The sequence below is a fragment of the Natronococcus sp. CG52 genome, assembly GCF_023913515.1.
Lineage (GTDB): Archaea > Halobacteriota > Halobacteria > Halobacteriales > Natrialbaceae > Natronococcus > Natronococcus zhouii.
In genome coordinates, this window is sequence record NZ_CP099391.1 from 695334 (window position 1) to 711048 (window position 15715).

18 protein-coding genes are annotated in these 15715 nt (G+C 67.5%); 11 read left to right on the forward strand and 7 right to left on the reverse strand.

Going from position 1 to position 15715, the window contains the following annotated elements; all coding sequences use genetic code 11:
* Positions 1 to 179 precede the first annotated feature (179 nt).
* Positions 180 to 1259: a tubulin/FtsZ family protein gene (locus NED97_RS03645; RefSeq protein ID WP_252489368.1), complete on the reverse strand. Its 1080-nt coding sequence runs from the start codon at positions 1257 to 1259 to the stop codon at positions 180 to 182.
* A 133-nt stretch (positions 1260 to 1392) separates the two neighbouring features.
* On the opposite strand from NED97_RS03645, the gene NED97_RS03650 reads away from it, so the two are divergent.
* A complete protein-coding gene (locus NED97_RS03650) occupies positions 1393 to 1818 on the forward strand; it encodes a DUF5791 family protein (protein ID WP_252489369.1) in 426 nt (141 codons plus the stop codon).
* A gap of 80 nt (positions 1819 to 1898) precedes the next feature.
* Here the strand turns inward: NED97_RS03650 and NED97_RS03655 are convergent, their stop codons facing one another.
* Both NED97_RS03655 and NED97_RS03660 read right to left on the reverse strand, forming a co-directional pair.
* A complete protein-coding gene (locus NED97_RS03655; protein ID WP_252489370.1) occupies positions 1899 to 2204 on the reverse strand; it encodes a HalOD1 output domain-containing protein in 306 nt (101 codons plus the stop codon).
* 54 nt (positions 2205 to 2258) lie between these two features.
* Positions 2259 to 2903 (reverse strand): helix-turn-helix domain-containing protein, encoded by a 645-nt coding sequence (locus NED97_RS03660; RefSeq protein WP_252489371.1) that lies wholly within the window; start codon positions 2901 to 2903, stop codon positions 2259 to 2261.
* Positions 2904 to 3009: 106 nt separating this feature from the next.
* Between NED97_RS03660 and NED97_RS03665 the strand changes: the two genes are divergently transcribed.
* Both NED97_RS03665 and NED97_RS03670 read left to right on the forward strand, forming a co-directional pair.
* On the forward strand, positions 3010 to 3900 hold the full coding sequence (locus NED97_RS03665; protein WP_252489372.1) for an SDR family oxidoreductase: 891 nt from the start codon (positions 3010 to 3012) through the stop codon (positions 3898 to 3900).
* A 62-nt stretch (positions 3901 to 3962) separates the two neighbouring features.
* The gene (locus NED97_RS03670; protein ID WP_252489373.1) at positions 3963 to 5138 is read left to right on the forward strand and encodes a DHH family phosphoesterase; all 1176 of its coding nucleotides are present in this window, start codon (positions 3963 to 3965) and stop codon (positions 5136 to 5138) included.
* 54 nt (positions 5139 to 5192) lie between these two features.
* Here NED97_RS03670 and NED97_RS03675 read toward each other — a convergent pair whose 3' ends face one another.
* Together NED97_RS03675 and NED97_RS03680 are read right to left on the reverse strand one after the other, a co-directional pair.
* Positions 5193 to 6179 carry a carbohydrate kinase family protein gene (locus tag NED97_RS03675; protein WP_252489374.1) on the reverse strand — a complete coding sequence of 329 codons (987 nt, stop codon included), beginning with the start codon at positions 6177 to 6179 and terminating at the stop codon, positions 5193 to 5195.
* A gap of 126 nt (positions 6180 to 6305) precedes the next feature.
* Positions 6306 to 6476, reverse strand: coding sequence for an HVO_0758 family zinc finger protein (locus NED97_RS03680; protein WP_252489375.1), 171 nt, complete (start codon positions 6474 to 6476; stop codon positions 6306 to 6308).
* Between the two features lie 323 nt (positions 6477 to 6799).
* Between NED97_RS03680 and NED97_RS03685 the strand changes: the two genes are divergently transcribed.
* The 6 genes from NED97_RS03685 (at position 6800) to NED97_RS03710 (ending at position 12124) form a co-directional block, all read left to right on the forward strand.
* Positions 6800 to 7927, forward strand: a complete 1128-nt coding sequence (locus NED97_RS03685; RefSeq protein WP_252489376.1) for a glycosyltransferase family protein — start codon at positions 6800 to 6802, stop codon at positions 7925 to 7927.
* Between the two features lie 52 nt (positions 7928 to 7979).
* On the forward strand, positions 7980 to 8498 hold the full coding sequence (locus tag NED97_RS03690; RefSeq protein WP_252489377.1) for a DUF7109 family protein: 519 nt from the start codon (positions 7980 to 7982) through the stop codon (positions 8496 to 8498).
* A gap of 4 nt (positions 8499 to 8502) precedes the next feature.
* A complete protein-coding gene (locus NED97_RS03695) occupies positions 8503 to 9096 on the forward strand; it encodes an NUDIX hydrolase (protein ID WP_252489378.1) in 594 nt (197 codons plus the stop codon).
* Between the two features lie 215 nt (positions 9097 to 9311).
* A complete protein-coding gene (locus tag NED97_RS03700) occupies positions 9312 to 10091 on the forward strand; it encodes a DUF7388 family protein (protein ID WP_252489379.1) in 780 nt (259 codons plus the stop codon).
* Positions 10092 to 10160: 69 nt separating this feature from the next.
* Positions 10161 to 10925: a creatininase family protein gene (locus NED97_RS03705; RefSeq protein ID WP_252489380.1), complete on the forward strand. Its 765-nt coding sequence runs from the start codon at positions 10161 to 10163 to the stop codon at positions 10923 to 10925.
* A complete protein-coding gene (locus NED97_RS03710) occupies positions 10922 to 12124 on the forward strand; it encodes an NAD(P)/FAD-dependent oxidoreductase (RefSeq protein ID WP_252489381.1) in 1203 nt (400 codons plus the stop codon). The genes NED97_RS03705 and NED97_RS03710 overlap by 4 nt, the downstream gene beginning before the upstream one ends.
* 62 nt (positions 12125 to 12186) lie before the next feature.
* Here NED97_RS03710 and NED97_RS03715 read toward each other — a convergent pair whose 3' ends face one another.
* Together NED97_RS03715 and NED97_RS03720 are read right to left on the reverse strand one after the other, a co-directional pair.
* Positions 12187 to 12651 carry an Hsp20/alpha crystallin family protein gene (locus NED97_RS03715; RefSeq protein ID WP_252489382.1) on the reverse strand — a complete coding sequence of 155 codons (465 nt, stop codon included), beginning with the start codon at positions 12649 to 12651 and terminating at the stop codon, positions 12187 to 12189.
* Positions 12652 to 12811: 160 nt separating this feature from the next.
* Entirely contained in the window at positions 12812 to 12970 is a 159-nt protein-coding gene (locus NED97_RS03720) for a DUF7559 family protein (RefSeq protein ID WP_252489383.1), read from the reverse strand.
* Between the two features lie 298 nt (positions 12971 to 13268).
* Between NED97_RS03720 and NED97_RS03725 the strand changes: the two genes are divergently transcribed.
* Both NED97_RS03725 and NED97_RS03730 read left to right on the forward strand, forming a co-directional pair.
* Positions 13269 to 14996: a radical SAM protein gene (locus tag NED97_RS03725; RefSeq protein WP_252489384.1), complete on the forward strand. Its 1728-nt coding sequence runs from the start codon at positions 13269 to 13271 to the stop codon at positions 14994 to 14996.
* Between the two features lie 95 nt (positions 14997 to 15091).
* The gene (locus NED97_RS03730; RefSeq protein ID WP_252489385.1) at positions 15092 to 15502 is read left to right on the forward strand and encodes a TRAM domain-containing protein; all 411 of its coding nucleotides are present in this window, start codon (positions 15092 to 15094) and stop codon (positions 15500 to 15502) included.
* The last annotated feature ends 213 nt before the right edge of the window (positions 15503 to 15715 follow it).

Below are 15715 nucleotides of genomic sequence, written 5' to 3' on the forward strand. Positions count from 1 at the left end.
GGTCACTAAACCCGTGAAAACCGTTAGCAGGGCCCTCATCGGGCCGTGTCGAGCGGTAACACGACCGCCGCCGGAGTTATAAATGGATCCGGCTGCGTGCCGGCGATCTCGCTCGAGAGCGGATCGACCGTCGGCGCTCGGATCCCTGACGGGCGTCCGGTCCGGAGCGATCGACTCGCTCAGAACAGGTCCTCGAGTCGGTCGTCGGCGAACTGTTCGGCTGGGTCCTCGTCCGGTTCGTCGTCCGTCCGGGCCTCGCGAGCGCGTTCCATGAACGCCTCGAGTCGCTCGGAACGTTCGGCACCCCCGAGCAGGACCATTGCGGCGAGTCGGTCGCTCTCGAGCGGGAAGTCGCCGCCGCGAACCTGCATGCTTCCGGTCTCGTCCTCGACCCACCGCCGGGCCCGCTCGACGCCCTTCCGGGGGATCGCATCGAGCTCGCCGGCGACGATCAGCAGGGCGGAGTCGGCCGTCGTCGCGTCCGGCAAACTGGTCCCGGTAAGCAGTGCCTGTCGGGAGACGGTGAGGGCGGTGTTGATGTTCTCCGCGCTGTCCTCGGCTGCGGCCGCGCTGGCGTAGCCGAGCGTCGCGACGCCGCCCGATCGAAGGGTGTTGATAACTTCGCTCGAGTCGACCACGCTTTCTCCGACCCCCTCGACGGCTTCCCCCGAAGCGAGAAGCAGTCCGACTCGCCGGGCGATTTTGCGGTTGATCGTCTCGAACGCACCCTCCACGCTTTCGCCCTGTTCGTGCCAGGCGTCGTTGTCGATCAGCAGGGTCGCGTCGGCCTCCCGCAGGAGCGTCTTCAGCGACCGTCCGGCGTTGGCCTGGTAGAGCGACCCTTCGTTCCGTCCCGGCAGGATTCCGAGCGCGTAAACGGGGACGTCGTACATCCGCTGGAGGCGGTGAACGAGGACCGGTGCGCCCCCGCTTCCGGTGCCGCCGCCGAGTCCCGCGACGACGAAGATGGCCTCGGCGCTCGAGGTGATCCGACCGTCGAGGGCGTCGATCACCTGCCGGCTGTCGGACTGCATGATTTCGGTCCCGAGTTCGTTGTCGGCACCGACGCCGTGGCCGTTCACGCGGTCGGCGCCGATCAACGCGGTGTCGACGAACTCGAGTCCCGCGAGATCGGCCTCCGCGGAGTTGATCGCCAGTGCACCCTGCACGGCACCGAATCCCATCTTCGCATCAAACCGAGCGAGTCGCTCGGTTACCTTTCCACCGGCCTGCCCGACCCCAATCAGGGCAACCTTCATAGCGCCCGTATCTCGTGGCGACTTGTTGAACGTTCCGGTCCGGAAACTGGTCAGCGTCTCGATCAGTCTGTCGAACCGGGAAGATCCTTCGCCAATGGCAATTCACTTGTGGCCGACCGCTGTGGTGTCGCGTATGTTCTACGAACAGCGAATGGCCGTTCCGGAGACGCCGGCCGACCTGCGGGCGGAGTACGAGTCGGATCTCGCGTCAATCGTCGGCCGCCACGGCGTCGAGACGGCCGCCGAGCGAACGAGCGTCGACCGCGAGACGCTCGAGGCGGTGCGCGACGAGGCGTCGCCGGCGCTGTCGCTCGAAGCGGCCGCGGAGATCCAGGCGCTCGAGGAGGACGAACCGGACGCGGAGACGATCGTGACGATGGCCTGCGAGCACCTGCTGCTGGGGATGTCCTCGGCCGTCCTCGACGTCGACTCGGTCGAGAGCTACCTCGAGATCGACCTCGACGCGAAGGAGGTCCAGCAGAAGATCGAACGGCGAGCGCCGATGTCCCTCGAGGAGTACGTCCACGTTCAGCACGTCATCGTCGACCAGATGCCGTAGCGAGGGGAAAGGGTGGAGAGAAACGCGCTCGCAGAAGCGGAGGAGAGCGCGAAACGCGGCGAGAGTGGCGCTAGCCGACGTTACGACGCGAGCGTTACCTGTCCGGTCTGGTCGACCGTAATCCGGTAGCCGGCGTACTCGAACGTGACGGCGCCGACCGATCCACCGGTCGAGCCGGACGAGTGAAACAGCGAGTCGAGCGCCGTCGGATCGATCGCGTTGTACAGCGGTTCGTACTCGTCGGCGAGCTCGAGCTGGTCGACGTCTTCGGCCGACGCAATGGCCGAGACGATCGCTTCACTGAGCGGCTGGTCGGGGTCGGACTGGTACGAAAACGATTCTTGAGAGTTCTGAGAGACGTTCGCCGATTGGGCTGTTGATCTCATATCACTCCATACAGGATCGGCAGGGGAAACGGCACTCATTGGATTGCCAACGATTTAAATGGGGTCGTCGTCCGTCACCGTGTTCCGCAGGAGGTTGGCCTGTCCGCGCCGGAGCCGTGCCGACAGCGCCTGATCCGAGATGTCCAGCTGCCCGGCGATCGAGGAGAGCGTCGCCTCGCGCGGGACGTCGAAGTAGCCCGCCTCGAGCGCGGCCAGCAGGGCCTCTTGCTGTCTGTCGGAAAGGCCGTACTGACCGCTCTCGGGTCCTGGCTCGTGGTAGATCCGCTGCAGTCGAAACGGAACGTCTCGCTCGCGACAGCTCTCGCGGTACGCGAGGAGTGCGTCGCGCGACGGGACGCGAGCGCGGATCTGGGTGTCGCCGGTGACGGCAATCTCGAGGAACGCGATATCGTTCGCCGCGGCCGCGGGATGGGTCAGCCGCTCGGTTCCCCACTCGGTCAGGCTCGCACTGTACAGGCGCTTCTCGGCCATCTTCTCGAGCAGGGTGTGCTCGTCGACGGAGCTGTCGGTCTCGAGGGCCGATTCGACCGCCTCGAAGTTCCGACTGGTCGCCCAGAAGACGAGCTTCGTCGCACCCGTTTCCGACTCGTAGACCTGCTCGATAGAGAGCTGTGAAGCCGCTGCGGCCGCCTCACGCAGGATGGGCGTCGAGAGCTCGAACTCGACGATGAGAGTCATAGTCGGTGTACTCTCCCCAGCGTGTTAGTTCCCCGTCGCGACTCGTCGCCGATCCGAGCGCCCGTCCGAGCGGTGCGATTATGGGGGTTCACCCCCGAGTCGACGTATGCGAGTTGCGATCCTCGGTTGCGGCTACGTCGGCCTCGAGCTCGGCCGGCAGCTCACGGAACGCGGTCACGACGCGATCGGCGTCCGCCGATCCGACGATGGTATCGCACGGATCGACGACGCGGGTTTCGACGCCGTTCGGGCCGACATCACCGACGCGGCGGCGCTCGAGGCCGTGCCGTCGGTCGACGCTCTCGTCTTCGCCGCCAGCAGCGGCGGCAGGGGGGCGGACGTCGCGCGTGCGATCTACGTCGAGGGACTTCGAACGGCGATCGAGGCGTTCGGCGAACGCGACGAGCCGCCCCGGCGGTTAGTCTACACCTCCTCGACGAGCGTTCACGGCGATCACGACGGCGACCGGGTCGACGAGGAAACGCCGATCGAACCCACCACCGAGAAGACCGAGGTGCTCGCGGAGGCCGAGCGGATCGCCCTCGAGCACCCGCCCGAGTACGGGTTCGCCGGTACCGTGGCGCGCTACGCCGGGCTGTACGGCCCCGAGCGCTACCGGCTCGAGCGCTACCTCGAGGGACCGGTCACGGAGGGCTACCTGAACATGGTCCACCGGGACGACGCCGCGGGCGCTGTTCGGTTCCTCCTCGAGGAAGACCTCGCTCGGGACGAAGTCGTCCAGGTGGTCGACGACGAACCGGTCTCGAAGTGGGCCTTCGCCGACTGGCTCGCCGACGAAGCGGGGGTCGAGCAGCCGCCGAAACGAACGAAAGCCGAGCGCCTCGAGGACGGCGAGCTCTCGGAGGCCGCTCGACGCCGAATCCTGACGAGCAAGCGGTGCTCGAACGAGCGGCTGCGCGACCTCGGCTACGAGTTCGCCTATCCGACCTTTCGCGAGGGGTATCGGGACGCGATCGCCGCCTCCGACCGGATATAGGGGCCAACTACGTGAAATAAACTGACAGGAAACTTCTTGGGTATCCAATCTGATGGTGTGATATGCGATACCGGGGAGGCGGGGCTGGGGAGACCACGCTAGCCGTCGAAACCTCCGTGGAGACGGTCCGCTCCCTCGAGCCACTCGTCCTCTCGTTGCTCGTCGTGACCGTCGTCGCGCTCCTGCTCGGAGGCTGGTGGCTCGTACGGTGGCTTCGCCGACCGCCGGGGTCGCGACTGCAACGCCTCCTCGGCGGGCACGACGAAGTAGCCGTGTTGATGCATCCGAACCCCGATCCGGACGCGATGGCGTGTGCGATGGGCGTCGCCGAGATCGCGTCGTCGGTCGAGACCGACGCGACGCTGCAGTTTCCGGGCGAGATCCGCCACCAGGAGAATCGCGCGTTCCGGACCGTTCTCGGCCTCGACCTCGAGCGCATCGAGGCGACGTCGGAACTGGCCGCGGACGCGATCGTCCTCGTGGATCACAACACGGCGCGGGGCTTCACCGGCGCGCAACTCGTCGAACCGATCGCAGTCGTCGACCACCATCCCGGAAACGGGACCGGAACGGAGTTTACGGACGTCCGTACCGACTACGGGGCGGCCTCGACGATCGTCGTCGAGTACTTCGAGGAACTCGGCGTGACGGCCGACTCGACCGGGGACGGGGAGGATCCGGAGCTCTCTTCGGATCTCGCGACGGGACTGCTCTACGGGATCCTGTCGGACACGAACCACCTGACGAACGGCTGCTCACAGGCCGAGTTCGACGCCTGTGCGACCCTCTACGACGGCGTCGACGAGGATCTGCTCGATCGGATTGCCAACCCGCAGGTCAGCGACGACGTCCTGCAGATCAAAGCGTACGCGATTACGGAGCGGCGTATCGAGGGTCCCTTCGCCGTCTGCGACGTCGGGACCATCGCGAACGTCGACGCGATTCCCCAGGCCGCGGACGAACTGATGCACCTCGAGGGGGTCACGGCGGTCGTCGTCTACGGCGAGTACGACGGGACGCTTCATCTGTCGGGCCGGTCCCGCGACGACCGCGTTCACATGGGCGAGACGCTTCGCCACGCGGTCAGCGATATCCCGATGGCCAACGCGGGTGGCCACGCCCGAATGGGCGGGGGTCAGGTGTCGGTCGATCACATGGAGGGGATCGGTCCCTCCGACGGGATCGACAGGGCAGCGTTCGAGGATCGCCTCTTTTCGGCGATGGCCGGCAACCGATAACGACCGCCCACTCGAGGGTCGATCTCGCTCACCGGTGCGTCCGAACGAACGAGGTCAGCGCCGAGCGATCTCCCGTCTCCCCGGTCGCGACGAAGTGTGAGGCCAGGCGTTGCCGAGCGCGAGCGCGTCGTCCCACGGCCACTTGCGAGCGAGCGCACACGCGAGTCCACCCGAGAACCGATCGCCCGCACCGATCGCGAGCTGTGGATCGTCGACCTCGAGCGTTTCCACTCGAGTCGTTCCCGCTCTCGTCGCCGCAATCGCCTCGTCGGCGCCGTGGAAGACGACCGCGGTGATCTCGAGCGCCGATCGCAACGCCGAGAGCGTGGCGGTCGGATCGGCGCCGGAGACGCCGACGACTTCGGCGGCCGATTCGTACTCGCTTCGACTCACGCTCAACGCGACCTCGAGCGAGTCGTCCGCCGCGGCGAGTGCGTCGAACAGGTCCGTGATCGCCGCGCGCTCCGCCAGTCCGATCGCTCCGGGGTCGAGAACGAGGGGACAGTCGACGGAACGCGTTGCGAGACGTTCGAAGACCTCGGTGAGGCCGCGAAAGGAGACCCAGTTTCCGCAGCAGAGCGCGTCCGCGTCGGCGAGTTCCGTCCAGTCGATGACGGACAGGAGGTCGTCTACTCCCCACTCCGCGAATCGCTCCGTTCGCTCCGGAAACAGGCACTCCTCGCCGTCGAACGCGAGGACGCGGATCGTCGTCGGCGTCCCCATCGAGTGGGTCTCGAACGGCAGATCGGCGAGGACGGAGTGATCCAGGTGACCAGCGAGCGCCGCGTCGTCACCGAGCGCGTCGACCTGGATCGACGCGTTGACAGCCTGCCCGCCGGGGCGGACCTCGAGGCGCTCGAGCGGGAACGTCTCGCCGTCATCGAGCAGGTGGCGACCGAGTTCGGCCCTGGAGTCGAGGGGGTCGCCCTCGACACCCGTGACGCGATAGCAGTGGTCCACGCTGCCGTCGGGTAGCGAGACGATTCGCTTTCGCTCCGCGGCGAACTCGCTCTCGAGTCGTTCGGCGAGGGCGTCGCTCACGTCTCGTACTGCGGGCGATGGCGACAAAATACTGGCCACTGCGCTTCGGCCGCCGTCGGTCTCGACCGAGTGTGGTTTCCGCCGGGTGCGGTTTTCGTCGTCTGCGAACCGTCGTCTCGAAAGTCCCTAGCGGATTTCCTTCCACTCCGCGGTGCAGTCGGGACAGATCCGCACCGTTTTGATCTGATCCGGGTCGTTCTCAGTTTTCAGCGGTTTCTCACACTGGCCGCAGACGAGTCGATCGTAGGTGTCCTTCTCGAGTTCACCGTCGCGAAGTGCCTTCCGGACTGATTTCATGTTCGCCCCCTACGAAGGAGGGGGTGAAAAAGACCGGTGCTTTTTCTGGTAATACCGCGATTAGTGACTGTTCTCGATTCGAAAATTCGAACGAGCACCTCTCCCGGTCGGTACACGGGCGTCACGGCGACGGAGCGTCGAGAAGTATCCAGCCGTGCGGTGATATTCGAATCGCTGCGTCCGATTCGTCGTCCTCGTCGGCTCGCTCGCCACGATCGCACTGAACGCAGTCGGACGCCCGCCGACCGGCGCGAACGGCTGACCCGTCCGTTCGGTTCGCCGGAGTCGTGGCCGTTTTACCGGTTCGCTCGAACAGTGTACCGATGGAGTACGTCCAGGAGCGAATCGCGACGCTCCACGATCTCGGCGGCACAGCGGCTCCCGGTGGCCTCGAGCGCAACCCTGTCGCCGAGACGGCCGTGGTCGTTCCGATGACCGGTCGGGAACTCGAGAGCCCGGCCGCCGCGCGCGTGCTCTCGGAACTCGAGGCGCTCGAGCCGGCCGCCGTGTTCGTTCCCGTACGCGCTTCGCCCGGCCGTATCGAGCCGTTCCGCGAGTGGCTCGAGTCGTTCGCGCTGCCGATCCGTCCGCTCTGGTGTAACGCGCCCGACCTCGAGGCGCTGCTGGTCGACGCCGGACTCGCCGGGCGGACTGGAAAGGGCCACGACGTCTGGCTCGCGCTCGGCCCCGCGGCCGAGACCGCGAAGTACGTCGTGGTTCACGACGCCGACGCTCGAAGTTACGAGGCCGACCACGTTCGCCGGCTGCTCGCGCCCCTGACGATGGAGTTCGCCTTCTCGAAGGGGTACTACGCGCGCGTCGAGCAGGGACAGCTCTACGGCCGACTGTTCCGGCTGTTCTACGCGCCGTTGCTCCGAACGCTCTCGGCGAGTCACGACGCACCCGTTCTCGAGTACTTCGGCGCGTTTCGGTACGCGCTGGCCGGGGAGTTCGCGATGCGGGCCGAACTCGCCGAGCGACTCCGGCCGCCGCGAGCGTGGGGGCTCGAGGTGGGAACGCTGGGCGACGCCTTCGACTACGCCGGCTTCGCGGAAACCGCGCAGGTCGACCTCGGCCGCCACGAGCACGACCACCGCGCCGTCGCGGGCGAGGCGGGTCTCGAGGGGATGAGCCGCGAGGTGGCGGCCGAGCTGTTGCGCGTCCTGGAGGAGCACGGCGTCGCCCCCGACTACGAGAGCCTGCCGGCCCGATACCGCACCACGGGTCGAGAGCTGATCGAGCAGTACCGGGCGGACGCGGCGTTCAACGGACTCGCGTACGACCCAGCCGGGGAGCGCGACCAGCTCGAGCGCTACGCCGGCTCGATCGCTCCGCCGGGTCCCGACCGTCGGCTCCCGCGCTGGACGAACGCACCGATCACATCGCGGGCGGTCGTCGAAGCGGCCAGGCCGCGGCTCGAGCGACCGGTCGACTCGACGAGCGACGATTAAGCCGATGTCCGGGCTATCAATCTTTATCAGCACACCGTCCGTTGGACGGCGTATGGATGCGACCGCCGACGAACTCGCCGGCGTCGTCGACCTCTTCGGCGGGTTGACACGGTCGGAACTCGAGCGGGCGCTCGCCGAGGCTGCCTTCCGTGCCGACGGTGCGTCCGTCGACGAGGACGCCCTCGAGGCGGCTGTCGACCGCGCGCTCGACTCGTTCGCACTCGTCGCCTACGAGCCGTCAGGCCGCGACGGGCGTGTAAACGCAACTGCGTCGGCAACCACTGACGGCGGCGACGAGACGCTGCTGGTCGCCGGTCCGACCGCTTTCCCGACGGTTCCGGACCACGCGGAGGACGTGCCCCACATTCTCGACGTCGAGCCGCGCCGACTCGACCGCGAGGCGCTCGGCGAGACGGTCCGCGGCGAGTTCGCGGACGCGGCCGACGACGCCCTCGACGCCGGCGACGCCGAGCGGATCGAGACGCTACTCGACGTCAGCTACGACCTCGAGGCGTGGGCGCCGGTCGAACTGGACGACGAACGAACGCGACTGGACGCCGCCCTCGAGTGATCGCATGACAGGGCCGAGACTGAACCTGAATCCGATCGCGGACCACCCGCCCATCGGAATCGACGACCAGGAGCACGACGCGGCCGTCCTCGCGCCGATCATCGAACGCGACGACGAGGACTACCTGCTGTTCACCCGCCGGGCGGATCACCTCGGCAAGCACCCCGGTCAGATGAGCTTCCCGGGCGGCGGCGCCGAACCGGAAGACGAGTCGATCCTCGCGACCGCGCTCCGGGAGGCGAGCGAGGAGATCGGACTCGAGCCCGCCGAGGCGGACGTCGTCGGCCAACTCGACGACATCCGGACGATCACCGAGTACGCCGTCACGCCGTTCGCCGCCCGAATTCCCGACCGGGAGTACGAGCGCGACGGCGACGAAGTCGCCGAGATCGTCGTGCTGCCGCTGTCCGGCCTTCTCGACCCGGAAAACTACGAGACGGAGCGTCGAACCCATCCCTACTACGGCGACGTCGTCATCCACTACTTTCACGTCGACGGCTACACCGTCTGGGGCGCGACCGGCCGCATCCTGGTCCAGTTGCTCGAGCTGACGACCGATTTCGAGGCGCCCGAGCGCATCGATCGTTCGACGCTGTAAGCGCCGCTCGAAATACGTAGCCGCTGAAAGTCAGCGCACACCCGATCGCACGATAGCCGTGCAATCGGCGTGTGAACCGTTTCAGTTGGTACTATACCTGCGTGGAACGTCAGCTTTTTGCGCGACCGTCGCCCAACACGCCTATGGTCGCGCAGACGAGTGATCGAGTTCCGCACCGACTGTAGCAACTTCTTCGTCGCGCGAGGTGAGTTCCGATGTTAACCACGAGCACTGTCGCCCGCGCCGGACTGGACGCAATCGCGCTGAAACCCACCGAGTGTGAGGTCTCGGCGGCCGGGTCGATCCCGGTCGAGACGATCGCGATCGACTACGAGGGTCGCGAGCACCTTCCCGAGCCGAGCGTCCTCGAGTCGCTCTCGGCCGATGCGGACGTGCTGGTCACGACGCCGGTCCGGGCCGACGGCTTCGATCCCCTCGGTGACGACTCCGCTCTCGCCGACCTGCCACCCGCGGTCAGTCGCGTCCTGGTGGCCGGCCACCCCGCCTACCTCTCCGACGAGGAACAGGCTCGAGCGGTGGCGCCTCGACTCGGCGCCGCCCTCGAGCGCGATCCCGACGCCTGGGTCGGCACCGAGAGCGTCGAACGGATCGCCATGGCAACGGGTGCGACGCAGTACGACCTGCTCTCGCGGACGACCGAGCGCGAACTGCGCGCGCTCCGGTCGGCCGGTTTCGACGGCGATCTCGCCGTCTACGCGCCGACCGTCCTCACCGAGGACGACGACGCCGTCCTCGACGCTGTCGGCGCCTACATCTCCCGTCGACGGCCGGTCGCGGCGGCGCTCCCCGACGGGGCATCCACCGACTCGCGGGCGACCGGTCGCGCACGCGAAGTGTTACTGGCCGCGGCCGAGGACTACGCGCTCGTCGGCACCGAAGCCGAAATCGGCGACCAGACGGACGTTCTTCGAGAGGCCGGGGCGACGACGGTCGTCGGCTACCCCGCACGGGGTCTCGAGTCCGTCCTCGAGTAACCCGCTCCCGGCGCCGATTCGCCGCGAACATCCCGTGCACCTAAGAGCCTTCAGTATCCACAGGAGGCCATGACGTTGCTCGCCGAGCAGACGACGACGACGGCCGCCGACGCGCTCGAGGCGGCCGAGGTCGCGGTGCTCCCCGTGGGGAGTACCGAACAGCACGGCCCCGCGCTGCCGCTGGGGATGGATCACATGGCCGCCGAGGCGTTCGCCCGCACGGCGACCGGTCACGACGATGCAGTGGTCCTGCCGACGCTCCCGGTCGGCGTAAGCGACCACCACCGCCAGTTCGACGGCACGCTGTACGTCTCCGCGGAGACGTTCGAGCGCTACGTCGCCGAGACGGTCTCGAGTCTCGCCGAACACGGCGTCCGGAAGGCGGTCGTGGTCAACGGTCACGGCGGAAACTCCGGCGCGCTCCGCCGGGCCGCACGAACGCTGCGCCGGGAACAGGCGGCGTTCGCCCCGCCGTGGAACTGGTGGGACGGGGTCGAGAGCCTCGCGGACGATCTCTTCGACGAGGACGGCGGCCACGCCGACGCGATGGAGTCGAGTCTCCTCTGGTACATCCGCGAGGACCTCGTCCGCCCGGACGAACTCGAGGCCGCCGAGGCCGGCGCGAGCGAGGGCTGGGGCGAGTCCGTCCACGGCGCGGCGATCGGCTTCGACACGATCGACTTCTCCGACAGCGGCGCGGTCGGTCGGCCCACGCAGGCCGACCCGGAGAAGGGCGAACGACTGTTCGAGACCGGCCGCGACCAGCTTCACGCACTGATCGACTGGCTCGCCGACCGCCCGCTCGAGGCCTGCTGGCCGCGTGATCACCGATGAGCGGGGACGAACCGGAGCCGGAACTCGCCGTCGGCGCGGACGCGTTCACCCAGCGCGGCGAGGATCTCGAGGTGGCCGTCGTCGGCGGCGGTGCGATCGGCGCGACGGCCGCCTACGACCTGGCGTGCGAGGGAGTCGACGTGACGCTGTACGACCGCGGCTCCATCGCGAGCGGCTCGAGCGGCCGCGCCGCGGGCGTCTGTTACGACGCTTTCGCCGACTCGCTCGACGCCGAAATCGGGAGCGACGCGATCGAACGGTTTCGGTCGCTCTCGGGCGACGACACGTTCCCGTTCGTCGAGTGTCCCTACGTCTGGCTGGCCCGCGAGGGCGACGACCGCAGGGCGGACGCCATCCGGGAGCAGGTGACGCGGATGCAGGAGAACGGTCTCGTCGCCCTCGAGGCCGACGGCGACGATCTGGCGGACCGTTTCTCCGGCCTGCGGACGGACGACGTGGCGGTGGCGGGCATCGCCGGCGCCGCGGGCTACACCGATCCTGCCAGGTACACGGCCTGTCTCGCGGCCGCCGCGGACGGCGCCGGCGCGACGCTGCGGCCGGGGACGCCGGTCCGCGTTCGAACCGACCCCGCGCGGGTCGTGCTGGACGCAGACGGAACCAGTCACGAGGTCGACGCCGTGCTCGTCGCCGCGGGAGCCCACACGAAGCGCGTGCTCGCGGAGGCCGGGTTCTCGATCGCGATGAAGCCCTACCGGGTGCAGGCGCTCGTCGCCGCCCGCGAGTTCGCGGAGCCGATGTGTTACGACGCGACCGGGGAATTCTACCTGCGGCCTCACGCCGGCGGACTCCTGGCGGGCGACGGCACGGAGTACGTCGAGGCGGATCCGGACGCGTACGATCGCGACGCGTCACCGGGGTTCGCGGCCGGCCTGCTCGAGCGCGTCGACCACCGGCTGTCGGGCGTCGATCTGGATCCCGAGCGGGACCTCGAGCGGGCCTGGGCCGGGCTCTGTACGGCGACGCCGGATCGCGACCCGCTGGTCGGCCGACTCGAGGACGGGCTCTACGTCGCGACCGGGTTCCAGGGTCACGGCTTCATGCGCGCGCCGGCGATCGCCGAACGCGTCGCCGACGAGATCCTCGGCGGCGACGGGATCGACCCCTTCGACCCCGCGCGATTCGACGGCGACGAGGAGTTCGACGTCGTGGAGGGGATGACGATCGAGCCGGAGAACTAGTCGCCACCGAAACAGCGCGTACTCGAGCGCACGGCGGCTGTGCGTTCGGCGTGTGATCCGTTTCAGTTGCTGCCGAAGTCCCGGTCCTCGACGGTGAGCTCTTCGGCGTCGGTGGGTGTCGTATCGTGGTCGTCGCGGTCGTCCCCGAGCGAGGACGCCTTCGGAATCTCGATGCGGAGCGCACCTGACTCGGTTAGCTTGGCCGTTCCCGCGTCCGGTTCGACGACCGCGTCGCCGGGGAGTTCGGCCTCGCCCTCGAGTTCCATCCCGCGACCGGGAAAGCGCATCTCGTAGCCGTCGTGAAACTGTCGGAAGCGGTCGATCCGGATCTTGACGGTGCCCTCGAGGTAGCGGACCTGAATGTCGTCGGGCTCGGCACCGGGTGCGTCGAAGATGACGAGGTAGGACGTCTCGTCCTCGAGGAGATCGACCGGAAGCGGACGGTGGGTCTGGACGCGACCGTTCGCGCGACCGACCTGTCGGTAGAGCGCGTTTCCGACCGCACTACTGAGTTCCTTGAAGCTCACGGGCTGTCACCCCCGTTACGCGAGGGGAGGCGACCAGGTGCCGGGGCGGGGACCGGGCAGTAGATACTGGACATGACCTGACCTTTCGGTACGAGAGCCGCGTTCTTATTGGTTGTGATGGCTGAAATATCCGTTTGACGCCCTGGCGCTGCTCGACGGCTCAGAGCTCGACCGGTTCCAGGCAGTCGGTGCCGCCGCAGACCGGGCACGAGAGCTCCGAGACGTCGAATCCGTCGGGAACGTCGTAGGTGTAGTGGTTCTCGAAGAGGTCGAGAAAACAGTCCTCGGCGGTACAGACGATCTCTTCCGTCGGTGGCATGCGCGATAGTAGCGCTACCACGACCATCAACGTCGGGGTTACGGCACGGTGAGTCGCCCGCTTCGAAAGTGGCGCGCCGATTGAAATCGCTTCGAACGTCGCGCGATCCGCCGGTGTCGGCTTCCCGACCTGCCCACCGAGGGGGTGGGAATGAAGGGGCGACGAGCCGGATTCGTGGGCCCGGCGCGTCGGGGCTTTGGGGTGGGACTGAAAGGGGTCGCCGGTCCGCCGCGAAGCGGCGACCGGCGAGGGCTTTCGTGTAGTCACCGTTTTACCGCTCGAGGCGCTATCCGACGCCATGACCGACCCCGAGACGCTGTCGGTGACGATCGTCGACGGCTACGTCGACGAGCCCGCCCACTTCGGGGTGCCGCCGTACATCTCGACGTACCCCCGGTACGCGGCGGGTGCGCTCGTCGACGCGGGCGTCCCGCGCGAGCGGATCACGTACCACACGATCGACGGTCTGCGCGACGAGCCCGACCGGTGGCGCGACGTCGACGAAGCGGATCTCATGATCTACCTCGGCGGCATGACCGTTCCCGGCAAGTACGTCGGTGGGACCCCCGCCGAGCCCGACGAGGTGCGGAAACTCGCCTGGACGGCGAACGGAACCAGCCTGATGGGCGGCCCCGTCAAGTTCGGCGTCGGCGACGCCAACGAGGGCGGAACCGAGACCGAACGTCAGGATCTGGACTTCGACTTCGTCGCCAAGGGCGACGTCGAGGCCGCCGTCTTCGACCTCGTCGAGAGCGGCCTCGAGGGGTTCAACAACCGGATGCGCGACGTCGACGAGGTCTCGCGGTGGGCCCAGGAGGGCGCGTTCATCGTCGAGCAACACCCCAACCACCCCGAGTACCTGATCTGCGAGCTCGAGACCTCTCGCGGCTGCGCGTACCGGTGCTCGTTCTGTACCGAACCGCTGTACGGAAACCCCTCGTTCCGGCCGCCGCCGACGGTCGTCGGCGAGGTCGACGCGCTCTCGAATTTCGGCGTCAAACACTTCCGGATCGGGCGGCAGGCCGACATCCTCGCCTACGGCGGCGACGGCGAGGCGCCCAACCCCGAGGCGCTTCGGGAGCTGTACGGCGGCATCCGTGAGGTCGCCCCCGACCTCGAGACGCTCCACCTGGACAACATGAACCCCATCACGATCGTCAACTGGCCCGAACAGAGCCGGGAGGGGATTCGAATCATCGCCGAGCACAACACGCCGGGCGATACGGCCGCGTTTGGTCTCGAGTCCGCCGACCCGCTCGTCCAGGAGGAGAACAACCTGAACGTCACCGCCGAGGAGTGTTTCCAGGCGGTCAAGATCGTCAACGAGGAAGCCGGATGGCGGCCCGGCGAGGATCCCGCCGACGCGCCGACGTTCGGTGAGAACGCGCCGCGGCGTCTCCCGAAACTGCTCCCCGGCATCAACCTCCTGCACGGGCTCAAGGGCGAGCGCGAGGAGACCTACGAGCGCAACCTCGAGTTCCTCCACCGGGTCTACGACGAGGGCTACATGCTACGGCGGGTCAACATCCGCCAGGTGATGGCCTTCGACGGCACCGACATGTCCGATACCGGTGCCGAGATCGCGAACGAGCACAAGAAGCTGTTCAAGCGCTACAAACAGCAGGTCCGCGAGGAGATCGACAACCCGATGCTCGCCCGCGTCACCCCGCCGGGAACGGTCCTGCCGGACATTCACCTCGAGTACCACCAGGACGGCAAGACGTTCGGGCGACAGCTGGGCACCTACCCGCTGCTGGTCGGCATTCCCGGCGAGCGCGAACTCGGCCGAACGATCGACGTCGCCGTCGTCGACCACGGCTACCGGTCGGTGACCGGCGTCCCCTATCCGCTCGATCTCAACGACGCGTCGATGGACGAACTCACCGTCATCCCAGGAATCGGCGATTCGACCGCGGGCGATATCGTCGTCAACCGCCCGTACGAGTCCATCGGCGAGGCCGATCTCGGGACCGACGTCGACCTCGAGGGAGTCGTCACGACGCGACCGTTCGAGCGGGCGGACTGAGCGCGATCGGCAAGTTGACTGCCACCGTTCACCACGGTAGACGGTCGGTAGTTCTATTACGGTTGCCACTCTGAGTCAAACTTGAGGGTCTACCTGTGGAAATATCTGAAAAACTGCTGTGTTTGTTCAGTACGGAAGTCTCGGCAGAGGAGGATCGATACGTCATCGAGGTGCCACGACAGGAGGTCGAAACCGGCGACATCGACGCCGGTGACGTCTACCGCGTCGCGCTCATTTCTCGTGATGAAACAACAGAGGAGACGACATCCGCGTCGGCGAGCCAGCCACAGACCGCGCCGTCGGAGCCACAGCCGCCGGTCGACGTCGGCGAGACGCGGTACGTCGAAATCGAAGACATCGGCAAGCAGGGTGACGGCATCGCCCGCGTCGAGCGCGGCTACGTCATCATCGTTCCCGGCGCGGACGTCGGCGAACGCGTCAAGGTCGAAATCTCCGAGGTCAAGTCGAACTTCGCCGTCGGCGAGATCATCGAGGAGACGTTCTAGAGACGAACTTTTTTGCCGCGGAATTGACTGGCGTCGGAGACGCCAGCCTCAACCCCCCGGCAAAAAAGTTCGATGAAAAAAGAGCCGAGCGCGCCCCTCGGGCGCGCTCGGGGAAACGGCGCGCGAAGCGCGCCGTATGCCGTTTCATTGTGTTAGTCCACGTACCTCTAGCTTGACAACTGATACCTACAGGTGCGCACTGAACGCTGCTGC

What these genes read in the sequence shown, in the direction of transcription:
- NED97_RS03705 (WP_252489380.1), top strand. Translation starts at nt 10,161, where the DNA reads ATGACGTTGCTCGCCGAGCAGACGACGACGACGGCCGCCGACGCGCTC.
- NED97_RS03645 (WP_252489368.1), bottom strand. Translation starts at nt 1,259, where the DNA reads ATGAAGGTTGCCCTGATTGGGGTCGGGCAGGCCGGTGGAAAGGTAACC.
- NED97_RS03690 (WP_252489377.1), top strand. Translation starts at nt 7,980, where the DNA reads ATGGATGCGACCGCCGACGAACTCGCCGGCGTCGTCGACCTCTTCGGC.
- NED97_RS03665 (WP_252489372.1), top strand. Translation starts at nt 3,010, where the DNA reads ATGCGAGTTGCGATCCTCGGTTGCGGCTACGTCGGCCTCGAGCTCGGC.
- NED97_RS03720 (WP_252489383.1), bottom strand. Translation starts at nt 12,970, where the DNA reads ATGCCACCGACGGAAGAGATCGTCTGTACCGCCGAGGACTGTTTTCTC.
- NED97_RS03725 (WP_252489384.1), top strand. Translation starts at nt 13,269, where the DNA reads ATGACCGACCCCGAGACGCTGTCGGTGACGATCGTCGACGGCTACGTC.
- NED97_RS03700 (WP_252489379.1), top strand. Translation starts at nt 9,312, where the DNA reads ATGTTAACCACGAGCACTGTCGCCCGCGCCGGACTGGACGCAATCGCG.
- NED97_RS03650 (WP_252489369.1), top strand. Translation starts at nt 1,393, where the DNA reads ATGTTCTACGAACAGCGAATGGCCGTTCCGGAGACGCCGGCCGACCTG.
- NED97_RS03685 (WP_252489376.1), top strand. Translation starts at nt 6,800, where the DNA reads ATGGAGTACGTCCAGGAGCGAATCGCGACGCTCCACGATCTCGGCGGC.
- NED97_RS03670 (WP_252489373.1), top strand. Translation starts at nt 3,963, where the DNA reads ATGCGATACCGGGGAGGCGGGGCTGGGGAGACCACGCTAGCCGTCGAA.
- NED97_RS03660 (WP_252489371.1), bottom strand. Translation starts at nt 2,903, where the DNA reads ATGACTCTCATCGTCGAGTTCGAGCTCTCGACGCCCATCCTGCGTGAG.
- NED97_RS03695 (WP_252489378.1), top strand. Translation starts at nt 8,503, where the DNA reads ATGACAGGGCCGAGACTGAACCTGAATCCGATCGCGGACCACCCGCCC.
- NED97_RS03655 (WP_252489370.1), bottom strand. Translation starts at nt 2,204, where the DNA reads ATGAGATCAACAGCCCAATCGGCGAACGTCTCTCAGAACTCTCAAGAA.
- NED97_RS03710 (WP_252489381.1), top strand. Translation starts at nt 10,922, where the DNA reads ATGAGCGGGGACGAACCGGAGCCGGAACTCGCCGTCGGCGCGGACGCG.
- NED97_RS03680 (WP_252489375.1), bottom strand. Translation starts at nt 6,476, where the DNA reads ATGAAATCAGTCCGGAAGGCACTTCGCGACGGTGAACTCGAGAAGGAC.